This window comes from Methylomonas sp. MK1 (genome assembly GCF_000365425.1).
Taxonomy (GTDB): Bacteria; Pseudomonadota; Gammaproteobacteria; order Methylococcales; family Methylomonadaceae; genus Methylomonas.
This window is the reverse complement of record NZ_AQOV01000001.1, coordinates 1,882,658-1,897,182: the sequence shown is the minus strand read 5'-3', so window position 1 is coordinate 1,897,182 and position 14,525 is coordinate 1,882,658. Positions and strand designations below refer to the sequence as shown.

The 14,525-nt window shown below is 54.1% G+C and carries 15 protein-coding genes; all 15 read right to left on the bottom strand.

The window, feature by feature from the left end:
• Window positions 1–2: 2 nt before the first annotated feature.
• Window positions 3–1,850, bottom strand: coding sequence for a hypothetical protein (locus tag G006_RS0108945; protein ID WP_152428832.1), 1,848 nt, complete (start codon window positions 1,848–1,850; stop codon window positions 3–5).
• Window positions 1,843–3,156 carry a tyrosine-type recombinase/integrase gene (locus tag G006_RS27035; protein WP_152428831.1) on the bottom strand — a complete coding sequence of 438 codons (1,314 nt, stop codon included), beginning with the start codon at window positions 3,154–3,156 and terminating at the stop codon, window positions 1,843–1,845. Before G006_RS27035 ends, G006_RS0108945 begins: the two co-directional genes overlap by 8 nt.
• 199 nt (window positions 3,157–3,355) lie before the next feature.
• Complete coding sequence (locus G006_RS0108935; protein ID WP_020482845.1) at window positions 3,356–4,384, bottom strand: TraU family protein; 1,029 nt, start codon at window positions 4,382–4,384, stop codon at window positions 3,356–3,358.
• Window positions 4,381–5,520 (bottom strand): TrbC family F-type conjugative pilus assembly protein, encoded by a 1,140-nt coding sequence (locus G006_RS0108930; RefSeq protein ID WP_020482844.1) that lies wholly within the window; start codon window positions 5,518–5,520, stop codon window positions 4,381–4,383. The genes G006_RS0108935 and G006_RS0108930 overlap by 4 nt, the downstream gene beginning before the upstream one ends.
• 55 nt (window positions 5,521–5,575) lie before the next feature.
• Window positions 5,576–6,139 carry a signal peptidase I gene (lepB, locus tag G006_RS0108925; RefSeq protein WP_020482843.1) on the bottom strand — a complete coding sequence of 188 codons (564 nt, stop codon included), beginning with the start codon at window positions 6,137–6,139 and terminating at the stop codon, window positions 5,576–5,578.
• Window positions 6,140–6,143: 4 nt separating this feature from the next.
• Window positions 6,144–6,461 (bottom strand): hypothetical protein, encoded by a 318-nt coding sequence (locus G006_RS0108920; protein WP_020482842.1) that lies wholly within the window; start codon window positions 6,459–6,461, stop codon window positions 6,144–6,146.
• The gene (traC, locus tag G006_RS0108915) at window positions 6,451–8,865 is read right to left on the bottom strand and encodes a type IV secretion system protein TraC (protein WP_020482841.1); all 2,415 of its coding nucleotides are present in this window, start codon (window positions 8,863–8,865) and stop codon (window positions 6,451–6,453) included. The genes G006_RS0108920 and traC overlap by 11 nt, the downstream gene beginning before the upstream one ends.
• The gene (locus G006_RS0108910; RefSeq protein ID WP_020482840.1) at window positions 8,862–9,119 is read right to left on the bottom strand and encodes an RRXRR domain-containing protein; all 258 of its coding nucleotides are present in this window, start codon (window positions 9,117–9,119) and stop codon (window positions 8,862–8,864) included. The genes traC and G006_RS0108910 overlap by 4 nt, the downstream gene beginning before the upstream one ends.
• An 11-nt stretch (window positions 9,120–9,130) precedes the next feature.
• Window positions 9,131–9,430, bottom strand: a complete 300-nt coding sequence (gene traA, locus G006_RS0108905) for a TraA family conjugative transfer protein (protein ID WP_020482839.1) — start codon at window positions 9,428–9,430, stop codon at window positions 9,131–9,133.
• 131 nt (window positions 9,431–9,561) lie between these two features.
• Complete coding sequence (locus G006_RS0108900) at window positions 9,562–10,068, bottom strand: TraV family lipoprotein (RefSeq protein WP_152428928.1); 507 nt, start codon at window positions 10,066–10,068, stop codon at window positions 9,562–9,564.
• A 5-nt stretch (window positions 10,069–10,073) separates the two neighbouring features.
• Entirely contained in the window at window positions 10,074–10,898 is an 825-nt protein-coding gene (locus G006_RS0108895; RefSeq protein WP_020482837.1) for a DsbC family protein, read from the bottom strand.
• Between the two features lie 27 nt (window positions 10,899–10,925).
• A complete protein-coding gene (locus tag G006_RS0108890; RefSeq protein WP_020482836.1) occupies window positions 10,926–12,299 on the bottom strand; it encodes a TraB/VirB10 family protein in 1,374 nt (457 codons plus the stop codon).
• Complete coding sequence (locus G006_RS0108885) at window positions 12,299–13,270, bottom strand: TraK domain-containing protein (RefSeq protein ID WP_020482835.1); 972 nt, start codon at window positions 13,268–13,270, stop codon at window positions 12,299–12,301. Before G006_RS0108885 ends, G006_RS0108890 begins: the two co-directional genes overlap by 1 nt.
• Complete coding sequence (locus G006_RS0108880; protein ID WP_020482834.1) at window positions 13,267–13,878, bottom strand: TraE/TraK family type IV conjugative transfer system protein; 612 nt, start codon at window positions 13,876–13,878, stop codon at window positions 13,267–13,269. Before G006_RS0108880 ends, G006_RS0108885 begins: the two co-directional genes overlap by 4 nt.
• On the bottom strand, window positions 13,875–14,156 hold the full coding sequence (traL, locus tag G006_RS0108875; protein ID WP_020482833.1) for a type IV conjugative transfer system protein TraL: 282 nt from the start codon (window positions 14,154–14,156) through the stop codon (window positions 13,875–13,877). Before traL ends, G006_RS0108880 begins: the two co-directional genes overlap by 4 nt.
• Window positions 14,157–14,525 lie beyond the last annotated feature (369 nt).

The window sequence follows — 14,525 nt, the reverse complement described above, 5'->3', positions numbered from 1 at the left end:
GATTACTCCAGTTCAGGCAGGTCGTCCAAATCCCATTGGGCGGCTTCGCGGATCACCGTTTCATCCTGGAAACGCGGGAGCCAGTATTCGATCAGGCGTTGCAGTCTCGGTGCCCACGCCGTCAACCAGCGTGCAGCCGGTAATAGGGTTTGGGCCTGTTCGATTTTGACTTTGAGCTGTAGGACACGGGCCAGCGCGTAGCCGTCCTGAAGATTCAAATGGGCTAACGCACAGCCTGGACAAGCACCGTAAGCACTACACAATTTGCCTTTGTCCTGACCAAGCACCGGGCTGTCATAGGGATCAAAGCAGCGCCATCCAGGTGTCGCGGCTGCCAAGTCCTGGTTAGGCGGCAATGTGCGTGGGTCGATAGTGCCATCGGTTTCTCGCCAACGGCTACGCAAGGTCATGACATCGCCGAGTCGCTCATCCTGGCGTTTGCGTGCTGCATCGGACGTGTAATGCGATAGGATGACCTCAGGATGTTGATGGCCGCTGACCGCTTGTAGTGCCAGCAGATCACCGTCAAACCAGGTATGGACATTGTCCAGGCCGGTTGTACGAACTTGCCTGAGTGTCAGATGGGGGAGTTCGTTTTCGATCAAAAAGTCTGACAAATGGTTTTTCCATGCCCCTTTGCTGCCTCCCGATTTTGATTCGAAACCATGAGGCTCAGAGGGTTTGTTCACGGGAATCCAGATAAACAACCACTCTTGCAGGCGCGGCGTTGCTGCTGGACGAATCCGTGCTGTCCAACGCTCGATAAACGGAATCAGCACCGTCGGACTGTCTGGGGCATCCGAGATAGGAAAACTACGGTGCTGTCGGCGTCGGCTTCTCGATTTATAGGGACGCCAAACCAAGCGTTTGGTGCCCTGGATTTCGATATAGGACACGTCGCTTCGGCGGGTTGTAAACAGGGTTTCGCCACTGAAAAAGCTCACCATGGCCAATAACAGTAGGAACGGCACCAGATCCCTTGGCGAGGGGTGAAGGTAGGTTCTGAGTGTCGCCAGTGCTTCCGGCGTGCCAATTTGGTGGGCCAATGACGCGTCGAGTTGCTGTAGTTTGACGAAAGACCCAATCACTGTCGGAAACAGCGCGTCCAATCTTTGCAAATGGCTTTCCAGACTATTGGGCTCGGGGGATTCTTCGGCCAACATCATCCAGCCCTTTTCGACGGTTTGCATGATTTTCGTACATGCTTCGATACACATACTATGAAGATGAACCCAATCCGCCGGCTCGATGATTTTTGTCGGATGTGCGATTTGCCGTGATGCCCCTGGCCAGGGATTGCGGCGAATATGTAAATCCTTGCTTAATTGGGAACGGTACTGCTTAGATTTTTTCAGGTGAGAAACCACGCTGCGAACTACACCCAGGTAATGCAAACGGGTGTAAGCCGCAAGCACATAGGCGCCGTCTTCCATACGTCCCAGCCATTCGATAAAACCATTGATGAATGCCGTGTTAAGGGTTTCCAGACTGGGCGTTGGCCTATCGATGCGAGTCAGATACTGGAAAAACCCATGGTTCAGATCGTTGATAAACGTTTGCCGACTTGGTTCGGATTTATCCCCACCCCATACGACGACCATCTCGGCAAAGGCAACGGCCAACTCGGGCGCCATCATCCAGTTTGAAACCTCCAAGGTTTGAATGGATTCTCGACTGTGCGGTGTCGGGAAACGAATGAATAACCGACGTTTGCCATCCCCATCGCTTTCTTCGCTAATCGAGGATAGGCGTTCCCGGCGAACAGCGTCGAGGTCCGCCACCGTCGTACCTACGAGTTGTGCGTAGCGACTGGGGCGTGGGGAGCGACGATCAGAAAATGACTCAGCCATGACGCATCGCCTCGAAAAACTTCATGGTGGTATCACTGACTTGAGCTTCAAAATCCGTCACGGCGCGCAAGTAGAGATTGGTGGTCGTCGCCAACGAGGTATGCCCCAAGCGTGCCTGAATCTTTTTCCAGGGTTCCGCATTACCTTGCGACTTTTCAAACCAATACAGCCAGGTCGCAAAGGTATGTCTGAGGTCGTGGAAAACATGACGGGGTTCTTGCGTGGCATACGGTTTCCCTGTTTCCGGGTCAGTTTTATGTACGGTATGCGTCAGGCCGGCGGCAAACAGAGCCTGCCGAAAATGCGCATCGATACTGCCATTTTGAATGGGTTTTCCAACATGACGTCCGGCATGGATACCGTTCAAAAACAGTGCGCTCGGTTCTTTGATTTGGCCTTGCTTTTTGGCGGCATGCAGCGCGTCCTTCCGCTCATGATCGATATACCAGTGCAATGCCGTTACCAGCCAATTGGGCATGAACACGACACGCGGCCTGAGACCCTTGGTTTTACTGATCCGTAGTTTCAGCACACCGAAAGGTTGGGATGCATCAGGTCGCAGATCTAGAATTTGCCAACGATTCAGTGATGAAATTTCATCCCGACGCATACCGGTATGGAGGGAAATTTCGGCAATCAGCCGATCCAAAGTTGGACGGCAATCATCGTTAGATCGCGTGCTGCCAGGCGGTAGCGGCCCAAGACAATGTGCAACCGCGCGATATTCCGTTTCAGTCAATGGGTGAACGGCATCATCGGCGCCCCGACGCGGCAACGGCAGTAAATCAGAGGTGGTACGCTGTACGGGATTTGAATGCAAATGCGCCAACGCATCATGATCCATTGATCTGACGATTTGGCGAGTGGATTTCGAATCGAAAATCACTCCGAAAAACCCCGCCCGTCGGGCCCAGTCATAGAACTGTAATACCGTGGTCAGTCGACGGCGGACAGTGCCGACCTCATAGGGTTGATGGGTTTTGGGTGACACGGTCTGCAGCATGGCATCCCGGTAAAAACGAAGATCATCCTCACTGACTTCGTTCCAGGGTTTGGCAAACTCCGCCAGAAATGCCCACCAATCCTTCAGGTTGTAGACTGTAGCCCGCAACGTATTGGGCCTGGTATTGCCGTAACGAATGAGGAATCGATCCATTAAATACAGTAATACCGGCTCTATGACACGTCCCGTATCATCGTCAACCAAAAATAAAAAGCCCGTTGGCAACGCACAGGATACCAATACCTCCGAGGACATGGCCGGATGCTGATCAAGGTGAATGGCTGATCGGACAATAGTGTTCACGGTGCACCTACTGATCGACAAATGACTGTGAACAGATGTTCATTGGACAATCCCGGCTGACCAATGGATAAGGCCATCGTGTGAACACTTTTATGATCGGGTTGATACCACTTGCTTTGATGAATACTCTGTTCATAATTGATCTCACATTTGTATTTTTAATCAATGTGTTAGACTGATTTATCGTGAACAGTTCGCCCTAGAATAGACAACAGTCCTGCCAACGCCACAGCAGGTAGAGATGATCTTCGCCCGGCCCCGGATATGTGCGGCCCGCACCCCACTTGAACGTGGTTTCGCCAATAGCGTGATTGGATTCGGTTTCGGCAACGGGATAAAACATCGATAGTCGGTATTGCGACTTGGGAATGAATGGATAGATGTAACCACCGCACAAAGCATCGTTGCCCGAGGTTTTCCAGGCTAGCCCACGCCGATGCAAGGATGCCGTGGCGCGAGTGGCCAATAAACTGGTGATACGAGGATCGGTACCGTAACTGGTCGGCGAAATCCCAGATAAGGGATACATATGCCCCCAAGCCCCTGCACACCAGAACAAGGCGTCCAAAGGATTGCCGGTGGCTGCCGCCGCCGCGTCGGCGACACACGCTGAAATGGCCACCGGATTGGCAAACAACGCCGTTTCCGGACTGGTAAAAAAAGCCAATAAGTCGCTATTCCAGGTCGGATCCAATTCCGAGACGTACAGTAAATCAAAATCACGATAACCGTCACTGTTGCAACGGCCGTCCCAGAACAGGTCCAGCAAAATGGTCAATGGAAACGCAAAGTAGTGGTAGTTAAAAAAGGACATCTCGCTGGCATCGAAATCGGCTTTGCCGGTAGTGGCGATTAAGCGCACATTCGAGGCGCTGAATTTATGTCCGCCCAGTGCCGGTGAACACCAGGGATTGCGGACAATCTCAATCAGCCGGGCCGGATTCCAAAGACCCATGGTCATGCCCAGCTCCGGAATGCCCATCGGATCGGTGCAAAAACAGAACTTCTCGTCGGTGGCGATGCTCGGTACGTTGCCACCACCCAGCGACGACCCGGCCGCTCGAATCGGAAATAGGCAGCTCCAGCAAATATCGGTGATCAGTTTGCCGGACCACAGTTCGGCGTCCGAGCACAACGGATCGACGCTACTGGTGGTGGTCTCGGCATACAACGGAGTTGCCAGGGTTATCAAACCGCCCAACACCCAAAGGAAAACGAACCGCTTCATGATCGTTCTCCCGTTGCGGCCGGCAGTTTTCGTTCATGAACCAGCAAACGATTGCCGGATTGTTCAACGACAGCCGGCACATGCTGTAATTGAAAGCGGCTGCGCACATCCGGTGTCAATAAATACACCGGTGCCTGCAACGTCGTTTCCAAACGCTTTAAAATCTCCCAACCTTTATGACGAGACAGCGATGTGGCCAGATACATCACGCGAGATTGTTTGTCCTGGCAGGACTGATGCTGAATCAGCTCAACTTGAGCAGGCACCGTGGCATCGAATACCATCAGGCATAAGCCAAACGGCATTTTGTCCAAGGGATTGAAGGTTTGTCCGGCATGGATAATCAGCTGACCGTTGGGAGCAACTAGATCGCGTGGGGCGGTGATGGTCAGATCCACAATCCGATCACGATCGGCCTGAGCGGCGGGTAAGTCTTCAAATTTTTGCTGTTCCCAGAATCGAGCGATGGCATGTTGCTGCTTTTGTTTCCAGTCGATGGCGGCCATCCGGAGTTTGATCTCTTCCAACAAGTCGATTTCAGCAATCTCGCCGACATCGCCCAAGGTTCCCAACTCTCCTTGTTTGCCGGCTTTGAGTTGCTCGTTCAGCCAAGACAGACTGCTGACACCTCGAACATGCAAACGGGATTTGCCTTCCTGTTCGACGACAATGTCTGGTACGGACGACACCGACCAGCGTTGAAAACGGGTGGGATCAATGACAATGTTCGGCAATGGCTCAATGCCTTTCAGCAAGCGTTTCAGGTCGGCCATCAATGCCGGTAACTTTTGGCCTGGCTTTGGCCCGCGAAACATCAGTAACACGTCGTCCCGACCTGAGGCTTCTTCAAAGATACTTTTCAGCAGGGACTCACCCAGCGAGAAGGAGACAAACAATAGCGTGAGCGGTTTGTTCGAAGACGTTGTTGGCGGACCGCTTGCCAATGTTGTTGATTGTGTCGATAGCGTCTCTGCTCGAATCGCCTGCGACGCTTCCAACACTTTTTGCGCTTGGTGTTTCATGTCCAGTTGTTCAGACTGACCGGTCAACCAGTCGGGTCGAGGCTGTCCTTCCAAGGTTTGCAAAATAGCCTGAGAACGTTGCAGCCAGGCTTCCTCAGCCTGAACCGGGTGCATATCAACCCAACAAAGCAGACAGATCACCGATTGCCGCCAAGGAAACTGAAGGAGGTCAAAACAACGCATAGGCCCGTCCAATCACTTGGTGGTCGTAGACATAGCCCCAGTAGCGTGAATCGAAGCTTTTGTCGGTTTTCCCGGTCACCCAATAGGCAGCAGTTGGTATAGTTTCATGGCGTTTAAAACTGTTGGCCGGCTTTTTGAGTTTTTCGGCCAACGTTAGCCCGTCAATAACCCGTTCACCGTTGATCTTGGTGTGCTGTTGATCGACATGGACGGTGTCACCCGTGACGCCGGCGGCGATTTTGACAATGATCTGGCCATCTTTGAAATAAGGCGCCATGCGTTCGGCACGAAAAGCGATCAAATCGCCGCGCCAGATGTCCTTGTTGTGGGTATCGATCAGGTAAATCCATTTGTCCGGCAGACAGCGATCGACTTGATCATCACCGCCAATCAGAAAGCGCTCCCCGATGTAGCGTTCGACGGCCAGTGCCAGCAACAAGATCGGTAAAGCTTTCCCGATAAACCGTAGAAATGACGCTCGGGTTTGATAGGGTCTGTGCTTGGTAGTAGATGTTCTTGCGATAGCAACGTTCGAATGATTGGATTGCATAGACTCACCGGGTGTGATGCTGAACATAAACATCCGCCGGGGCAGACACCACCGCCGTTGAATCGATGACCAGATAACCCGCATCACTGAGTTTCTTGGCTTGACCCTGCCAGTCATCGACTATTTTGGCCATTTGCTCCTGGCTGGCATTGGGCGGTATCGATTGAATTAACTTGCCCCGGTCAAGTACGAAAACTGGCGTGACCAGATTCAGGCGTGCCAGGGGTTGTTCTAGTTGATGTTGTGCAGCCACCCAACCGCCTATACCGCCCAAACAGGCTGAGATGACAACGGTACTGAGCCATTGGGACTTAGGATCCATAACCGATCTCCTTAGGCTTACTGCTACGACTGTCGATGAGTTGTTGAATGGCATCACCCAGACTTAGGCCTTGTCGGCGCAATTGCTTCAAGGCGTTGACGTCTTCAGGTTTGGTGGAAAACAGAATGCGTTTGTAAGGATCGACGATCAGTCGACCGATACCGGAGCCCATCTCGGTGATGAAGAAAATTTCGGAATACGCACCGGGTAAGGTATGCACGGTTTTCAGGAGTTCATAACCGCCATCCGATAACGGTAAGCGTCGGTCCTGCTTCATGCCTTCGATGACTTCGGCTTTTTGACCGAGCAGATACATATTGGCCGAGTTCTCGACGATGGCCCGGCCCGCGGCATTACGGTACAAGTCGTTCACCGACTGGGTAATGGTCACCGCCGCACCGCCGTATTTCCGAAACCGCCGGTAGCCATGCTCCATGAACTTGGCGACATCGCCTTCGGTGAGCAGATCCCAAGCTTCGTCGATGATGACGATCTTGGGCCGGTTGCGTTCGCCGAGATACATTTCTTGCTGAATCTGGTAAATCAGCTGCAGCAACACCACCTGTTGTAAATGCTTACGGCCCTTGAGTTCTTCCAGTTCCAGTACGGTAAAGTCGCGAGCGAACTTGGCGTTGTTTTTACCGTTGAAGTAGCGGCCGTATTCGCCTCGTGTGGTAAAGGGAAACAACTGCTCGCCGACATCCTTCAAGCGTTGATCGGCTTCGGTACACAGGCATTTTGCAATGTCGTCCACCGACATGGACTGAGCTTTATCGGTCCACAGTTGTTTCAATATCCGCTTGAGACCGGCGGTTTGAAAGTCGGTCAGTTTCTCGGTCGGTGCGGCCATCTGGCTGACCAATCCCGCTAACATATCGGCTTCTTCCTCAAAGTTCTGCACGATCTCGAACGGGTTCATGCAAATGCTCGAGCCGTGGGTGAATTTGACGAAATCGCCTTCCAGCACCTCACAGAGGTTTTCATAGGAGCGGCCGACATCGATGGCCCAGATCTGCGCACCTTCGGTCAGGTAGCTGACGATGATCTCGTTGGTCAGAAAAGATTTGCCTTTGCCGGATTCGGCGGCGATACAGAGGTTGTAGTTGCCGGTGGTATCAAACAGCGATACCGCCATGTGTTCGCCATTACGTGACACAAAGTTCAAGGTCGGCGTGCCGGTGCCGGCCCAATCGCCGAACAGTGGCAATAAAGGAATCGCATGCCGAGTGGCCAAGGTGCGGTAGCGTTTCAAATCGGCAATTGCAGAACGGTCAGGCCCAAACGGCAAACAATTCAGGAATAACGGCAGGCAGAAATACTTGTCTTCCAACAGCTGAAAACCCAGTTCCCGAAAATACACCCGCGCATTCGAAACGGCCGCCGCTTCTTCGGCTTCGTCGCAAAACAGCAGTACGCCAAAATACGCCCGGATTGGCCGGTCGCCGTCGCGGTAAGCGTCGAACAACACGTCGAAATGGTGTTTGCGTTGTACCAGCACCGGCAAAAACCGGGCAATTGGCGTATTGACCTGATTGGTGATGAATTGCCGCACGCCTTCTTGCCGAGTACGCGTCGATTCGGCATCGGGGTAATGCAGGGTTAGACTGAGCAAGGCATTTTGCCGAATGCCTCGGGTTCCGGACAGAATGTCGCCCAAGTAACTCTTGGCGCTGCCAAAGTAAAAATGATCGGGTGTGCGTTTGGCAGATAGGGTTTTTACCCGTTTTGATCCAAGCCAAATGCCTTTCTCGTCGGTTCGAATGGCGTTATCGAAATCCAATAATTGATCGCGGATCAGTTGAGTCGGATCACACTCGGGTACCACCCGGTCTTTCCAGCCGGCATCCGGCTGCCAATTGAGCAGTGTATTCAGGATGCGCACATACTGATCAGCACCCAACACCTCAGGATATAAGCCAATGGTCGCCAGCGATTGCTGGGTGGCCATTTGCAATTCACAGGCACGGCGGATGTCAGCTTCACTCGGCCGGGGGAATGCCATCGGTAATTTGACCGTGACCAGAATATGGCTACGCCTAAGACGTGCACCCGAAATGGCTTCCGGGGCTTTGGTGGTGCCGCGCCGCAGAAACTCGACGCTGGCCTGGGTCATGGTTTTATAGGTCGGCTTTTGCTGCTTCAAACGCCGGGTCTGCATGATCGCCAGCGACTCTTCGATGTCCGGTGAGGTCCAAAGTGAAACTTGTAATAGCGTTTCGGGCGGCCAGTCCTGATTCAGTAATACGTTGACCCGCGCGGAAACGTTGGCATCGGCGCCGGTCATCGGCCGGCACAAAAAGCCGAAACCGATACTGCTATCGGCCATCAGAAACAGATGATGGTCGTATTCATAAGCTAGTACCGGGAACAACTGATCGGCCCGAGGAGGTTGCGCGGTGGTCATGAGGTGGTCTCCTCGGCATACAGTTGTTGCATGGTTTCAGTCTGATGCTCGGCATGCAGGCGAATCGTAAAGGGATGTCGGCAAACCCGAATCACGCGTTTTTTGCGTAACAACTCTCGCGCCCTGGCTGGATGGCAGGGGTTGAGCGGGTGGCCATTGGCGGCTTGAACCTGAACGGTTCTGCCGTCTTTGCGGCAGCGCGACGGGCGACGGTTGCCCATCGCAGTCTCGGTATCCGATAAGTCACCGGTCATGATGGACAACCTTAAATCGTCGCGGTGACGATGTTGGTGATGATGGTCGGCGCCGCAAACAGGCCGACACCGCTAGCAATCCCCAGCACAAAGCCCATGATGCTGCCGCGCACGACACCGGCCACCAGGCCGACGATGACGAACACGATGGCAATGATGCGGCCGAGCAAGCCTTCGACCCAGCCGGTCAGCAAGGTCCAGACGTTATTGAACTCGGTACCGCCGGCACCGGCCATGGCGTCGGATGCCATCAACATAAAAAATAACGATGCCAGGGCCACCAAGACCCCGGTTCGAGTGGACGATTTCATTCAAACGACCTCGATTGTTTAGAAAAGAACAGTTGCCCGTCCGGCCTCGGAAATGCAATTCCGGCGCTTGTTAAGCGGATGCCCGCTCACTCTCGCAGGGGGTGTGGCCTGCGGTGAAAAGGGATGATGGATCAGGGCAATTGTTTGCCTAATCGGTTTTCCGGATTGTCATCTTCAGGGGTATCGACGGTCGGCCGTTTCTCGGACGGACGTTGCTCGATTTGTAAAGGAATCAACGACGAATTGGCTGTCGGTGCCGCCTTGCCGATCATCCAGCGCCGGGGTTCCAATTCGGTGTAAACGTAGTTGGACACCATCAAATCGCCCTCGGCATCTTCCCAAGGCGCGATCCAGATGCGCATGACCTGGGAGGGCGTGCGAATCGGTGTGGGATCGTCGATCTTGGGCACGGGTTGTTGTAACGGGGGCGGGAGTGTCGGTTTAACGGGTGACTCCGAACTTTGGTTATTTTCCGGAGGTGCTTCCGTTATCGCCGTATTGGTGATCTGGTAAGCCTGAGTGGTCGATAGGCAGCTGGGCTCGTCCGGCATGCCTTTACAGCCGTATTCGGTGGTGGCGCATCCGGTGGTTAACACCATCAGCAACAGGCTGCTGAAAGTCAAGGAATTCGAATGCATGGATTTCAAGGCTGCTTCTCCTGTGCTTTGGTGTTTTGGGCGTTGGTAGCGGGTGTCGTTGCCAGACTGGGCGACGGTTTGGGTTTGTCGGCCAACCAATCGGCTAATACCTCGGGTGCGCCACTGTGGGTGCGGCCGTCCGGGGCGATCAGAAATGGCACACCCTTCAAATCGAATAACTTGGCGGTGACCACGGCTTTTTGCAGTGGCTCTTTGTTGCACTGAACCGGTGGTTCGGTCGGCAAGCCCGCGTAATCCTGTTTCAACAAGCGGTCGCGCGCGGCGTCTTTGGCTTTGGTATCGCTCGCGCCTAACTGACAGGCCAGTTGCACGACGATGTTTTGCGACTCGGGGCCGAGGATGGGCACCATCACCAGTTTGAAGGTGTATTGGTCTTGCAAGGCTTGCAGGTCTTTCATGACCTTGCCGCAGTAAGGGCACCGGGGATCGATGAACACCAGTACCTGGGCTTTGCCGTGGCCGACGGTCACCGCACCTAGATCGTCGGCCTTGAGTTTCATCCGCGACAGATCGATACGGTTGGCGATTTTGTCGATATCCGCCAGTTCCTTGATTTCTTGCTGAGTCCAGATGTCCATCAATTTGCCGCCGTAAAAGGCAAAGCGGCCATTGCTGGAGATAAACACCGTCTGCTCACCGGACTTGACCATCTTCAGGCCCGAGATCGGCAAGTCCTGCATGCCGTCGATTTTGATCGATAGCAAACCGGCGGCAATATCCGAGACCGCCTGCTTTTGCGGATTGGCGGCCAGGGCGATGGATGTACCGAGTAGCGTGGCTATCAATAAAGAAATTTTGCGTAGCGTCATAACGACCTTTGGAGTTGGGTTAAAGAATCAGCTCGGCGACTTCAGCTTCAGCGCCGTGCCTTTTTGCACGATGAAGTTGACCTGGCGGGTGGCATCGACTTCGATGACCGGGTAAATCTCTTCGGCCATGTCCATGTAAAAATGTGACAGGCGTTCCATGGCGTAACCGGCGCCTTTCAACGCACCACCTTCCATCGACTGCGAGGAAAACGCGCTTTGAAACGGTGTAGTTCCTGAAAGCGCCCCCAGGCCGCCGGTCATCAGCACCGGGATCTGGTTGCGGCCGAAGGCATCGGAAAAGCCGCGTAAAAAGCCCGCCATCATGGATTGGGCGAGTAGTGCACCTTGTTTGGAAACGACGCGGCCACGCACCCCGTTTTTGCCGTCTTCGCCGGTGGCATACGCATTCATCGGTACTTCGATCACGCCACCGTCCTGCCGGACACAGGAAAAGGTCTCGCCGCGAAAGTAGGCCCGCTCAGCACTCAGGTCGCCGAAGCCCGCGGCCAGCAGGAAGCACTCGCGGACATCGGCATGAAAACGGTTGGGCAGAATGGCTTCCTTCTTGATCCGGAACAGTACCGGCATGGGTTCTTTCTTGGCTTTTTTGCCGGTCGGGGCATCCAGGCCGTTCAACAACACCCCGGTCAATATGCTGCCGGCCGGGATGAAAACGTCGTTGTTGGCATGGTTCGAGTGTCTGCGATCCAGAGTCGGAGTCGTGTCTTTGTCTTTATCGTTGGATTGGTCAGTACCTTCCTGGATAACCCGAATTTGCATAGCCGCCGGCGCTTGGTTATTGGCTCGTGCTCCTGAGACGCCGGTATTGCTAGCAGTCGGTGCGGGAATAGCGGCTTGCTCGAACACGCGGTTGAGATCGTCTTGCCCGTTGTCGAACGGCGGATTGCTCGGGCGGCCGTATGACGGTCTTCCCGGTGCCGTTGGCTCCACAGCAGGTTGATTGGCGTCGCCAGGGTTGCCAGCCACTGCCGTTGTAGACGCTTTGTTCTTCAACGTCTCAACTTCACCGGTGACCGCTTGAAGCTTGGCTTCATAGGCTTCCCGCTCAGCGGTGGTCCATTGTTTGAAGCGGATTTCGTCGGATTGCTGTTCGCGCCGTTGCTGTTCTTCGATTGAGGCTAGTCGGCGGGCTTGTTCGTCGTTTTTCTGCAGCAGATCGCGCAATTGCGCGGAAATGCCGTCGATCCCCAGCGAGCGCGGATCGCTATCGGTCAGGATGTGTTGGATGGTGGCCTGTTTACTCAGTGGCTTGCCGACTTCCGGGGTGATGGTGGCCAGCGCGATGATGACGGCCAACAGCACGGTACCGATGCTGCCGACAGCTAAATTACGTTTGGCGGTTGGACTCAAGCGTGTCCACCAGGTATCGACACTGGCCATTAGGGTTGACCTCCGCTCAGTAACGAAGGCCGCAAACTGGATGACGCCTCAGGCGATTGTCGGACCATGACATACAATTCGGTGGCTTCCTGTGGTTTCAACACCACGTTGGGCCAGACCGACACGGCGAGCACGTCCTGTTGCGTCGTCGCGCAACTGCGTTCGTCGAACTCGAGCATGTCGCCGCCGGTATTCTTGGCAAGTCCCACCAGAATCAGCCGATCCTGGCTTTCCAGAACTTGGCCGGTTTTAATTTGCACGCGGTCTTGCAGGCAGCGAATTTGTTCTTGGGGCTTGGGTTCGCGGAGTGAATATCCGGCCGGGGTCTTTTGCAAACCCAAATCCCGAAACAGCGCTTTCAGTTGGCTGATGTAGGCTTGTTCCTGTTGACTCGAGGTTCGACTTGCGGAATCGGCGCGTTGCCATTGGTTCAGCAATTGGTAGCTGTCCTTATCCAGATCGAGGTGGATTTCCCGCGCCGGAATGCGTTTGGGGATCAGGGTTAGGGATAGTGCGATGTCCTGGTTGTCGCCGGGGGTGATGTATAGCGTGACCGGCGTTTCGTCGGCGGTGGCGACATAAACGATTTTGCCTTTGGTACTGGTAGTCGCCTGACTGGTGGTCGTGACTACCGGATGTTCGAACGGCGTGACCAGGCGATTCAAGTGGCCGACGGCAATCGGCATCAGTTCGTTGATGCCGGGTTTAACCGCAATGTGCTGTGGTCCAATTGAAGTGGCTGATGCTGAGTTTGACGCTGCCGCTTGCTGTTTGGCTGCTTTCAAGATGCTGGCATCGACTGGGGGTAATTCAATGCCAAAATCTGGCTGCGACGGGACAACTGGCTGTGATGAGGAAGAATCTTCGGCCACAGTGGTTGCCGGTGGTAACACTGTCACGGGTAATTCATCCGCAGACAAGGCAGTGCTAACGGTCAGGAATAACAAAATTGGCGGGAATGAGCGATTCATGGTCGAGCCTCGCGGGTTTGGCCTTGCATTGCTTTGAGACGATCCAAGGTTCTGGGGGAATCCGGGTACACGTCGATGTATTCCAGCCGGGGGCGATAGTTTTTGATGGCGATGATGAATTCGTAGGTGCGGGGTTTGACGTCGGGTTTGGAACTGGGGCCTTGGCTTTTGAGTTCGCCGCTGACGAAGACTTTGTTGGTCTCGGCTTCGTAATCGACGTGACGCGGGGTGAAACTGATCGCGACCCGGTCCATTTTGATGGCCTTGATTTGATCGCTCATGGCATCCAGGACACTGCGGTAAATATCTGGCGCCAATAGCGGCTCGACCGCAGTTTTCAGGAAGTCGGCATTGGCCGGCGTAGTGTTGCCGAGCAATTCGGCCAGGAACAAGCCCCAGGACTCCTTGAACTCACTGGATGCTTGGCTGCGAGTGACTTCGACTTCCTGCGTCAAGCTCGGCGGCACCAGAATGATGCTGCGCTCGGTGCGCCAGGCGGCCAGCGAAGTAATCACGCACACGACGAGCAATCCAATGATGACGACGCGGCTAAACCGGTTCTCGGTCTCTTGTCCGTCCCAGGTCTGCAGAAAATCCGACCATCTCATGGCAGAAACCGGCGGATGTAGGGATTGGGAATGGTATGGGCGCGACTCGGCAACAAACCCAGCCAATACAACGCATGCAAGGTATAGCCGTCAGGGCGGTTGTCGCGGAAACGCCGGTAAAACTTGACCGCAATGAATCCTAGCGCCAAGCCAGGAATAAATTGATCGATCAACATGCCGGTGAGCATGCTAACCATGAAGGGTACAATCTCGTCCGCGCTCCACAGCAAAATGTGGATGGGATCGTCGATTGATTGGGGAATGGCAACGGGTTCCATAATGACCTCCGGTTGGGATGGCCATTATTGTGAAGGGGAATTTAAGAAGGGCTTTTGCAGCTGACGACGAATTTGCGTTCAGCTGCGAAAATGATTATTTATTAACCGAATATCTCTTGCATCGTAGGCATTTGCACGACAAAAAGTTGCTGAAGTTGTTTTTGTAATCCTTTACTCAAAACCATTTCCTGACCCAAAACCGGCGGCCCCAATACAAAAACAACGGAAACAACCCCCACCATAGAAAATGTTCAACCGGGCCGGTGGATTCTCCGCCATAAGGGACGAGATAAAATGGCACAACCGTTACCCACAATATTGAAATGGCGATGGCGATGCGGTTTTTAAGGTCCCGTTGACCCAACCAAT

Coding starts and splice junctions, on each gene's coding strand:
- G006_RS0108930 (WP_020482844.1), bottom strand. CDS start 5,520: ATGCACCCGGTTCAGGCTGAGGAAGCCTGGCTGCAACGTTCTCAGGCT.
- G006_RS0108945 (WP_152428832.1), bottom strand. CDS start 1,850: ATGGCTGAGTCATTTTCTGATCGTCGCTCCCCACGCCCCAGTCGCTAC.
- traL (WP_020482833.1), bottom strand. CDS start 14,156: ATGGAACCCGTTGCCATTCCCCAATCAATCGACGATCCCATCCACATT.
- traC (WP_020482841.1), bottom strand. CDS start 8,865: ATGACCACCGCGCAACCTCCTCGGGCCGATCAGTTGTTCCCGGTACTA.
- G006_RS0108910 (WP_020482840.1), bottom strand. CDS start 9,119: ATGACCGGTGACTTATCGGATACCGAGACTGCGATGGGCAACCGTCGC.
- G006_RS0108880 (WP_020482834.1), bottom strand. CDS start 13,878: ATGAGATGGTCGGATTTTCTGCAGACCTGGGACGGACAAGAGACCGAG.
- G006_RS0108885 (WP_020482835.1), bottom strand. CDS start 13,270: ATGAATCGCTCATTCCCGCCAATTTTGTTATTCCTGACCGTTAGCACT.
- G006_RS0108920 (WP_020482842.1), bottom strand. CDS start 6,461: ATGGATCCTAAGTCCCAATGGCTCAGTACCGTTGTCATCTCAGCCTGT.
- G006_RS0108935 (WP_020482845.1), bottom strand. CDS start 4,384: ATGAAGCGGTTCGTTTTCCTTTGGGTGTTGGGCGGTTTGATAACCCTG.
- lepB (WP_020482843.1), bottom strand. CDS start 6,139: ATGCAATCCAATCATTCGAACGTTGCTATCGCAAGAACATCTACTACC.
- G006_RS0108900 (WP_152428928.1), bottom strand. CDS start 10,068: ATGCATTCGAATTCCTTGACTTTCAGCAGCCTGTTGCTGATGGTGTTA.
- G006_RS0108890 (WP_020482836.1), bottom strand. CDS start 12,299: ATGGCCAGTGTCGATACCTGGTGGACACGCTTGAGTCCAACCGCCAAA.
- G006_RS0108895 (WP_020482837.1), bottom strand. CDS start 10,898: ATGACGCTACGCAAAATTTCTTTATTGATAGCCACGCTACTCGGTACA.
- traA (WP_020482839.1), bottom strand. CDS start 9,430: ATGAAATCGTCCACTCGAACCGGGGTCTTGGTGGCCCTGGCATCGTTA.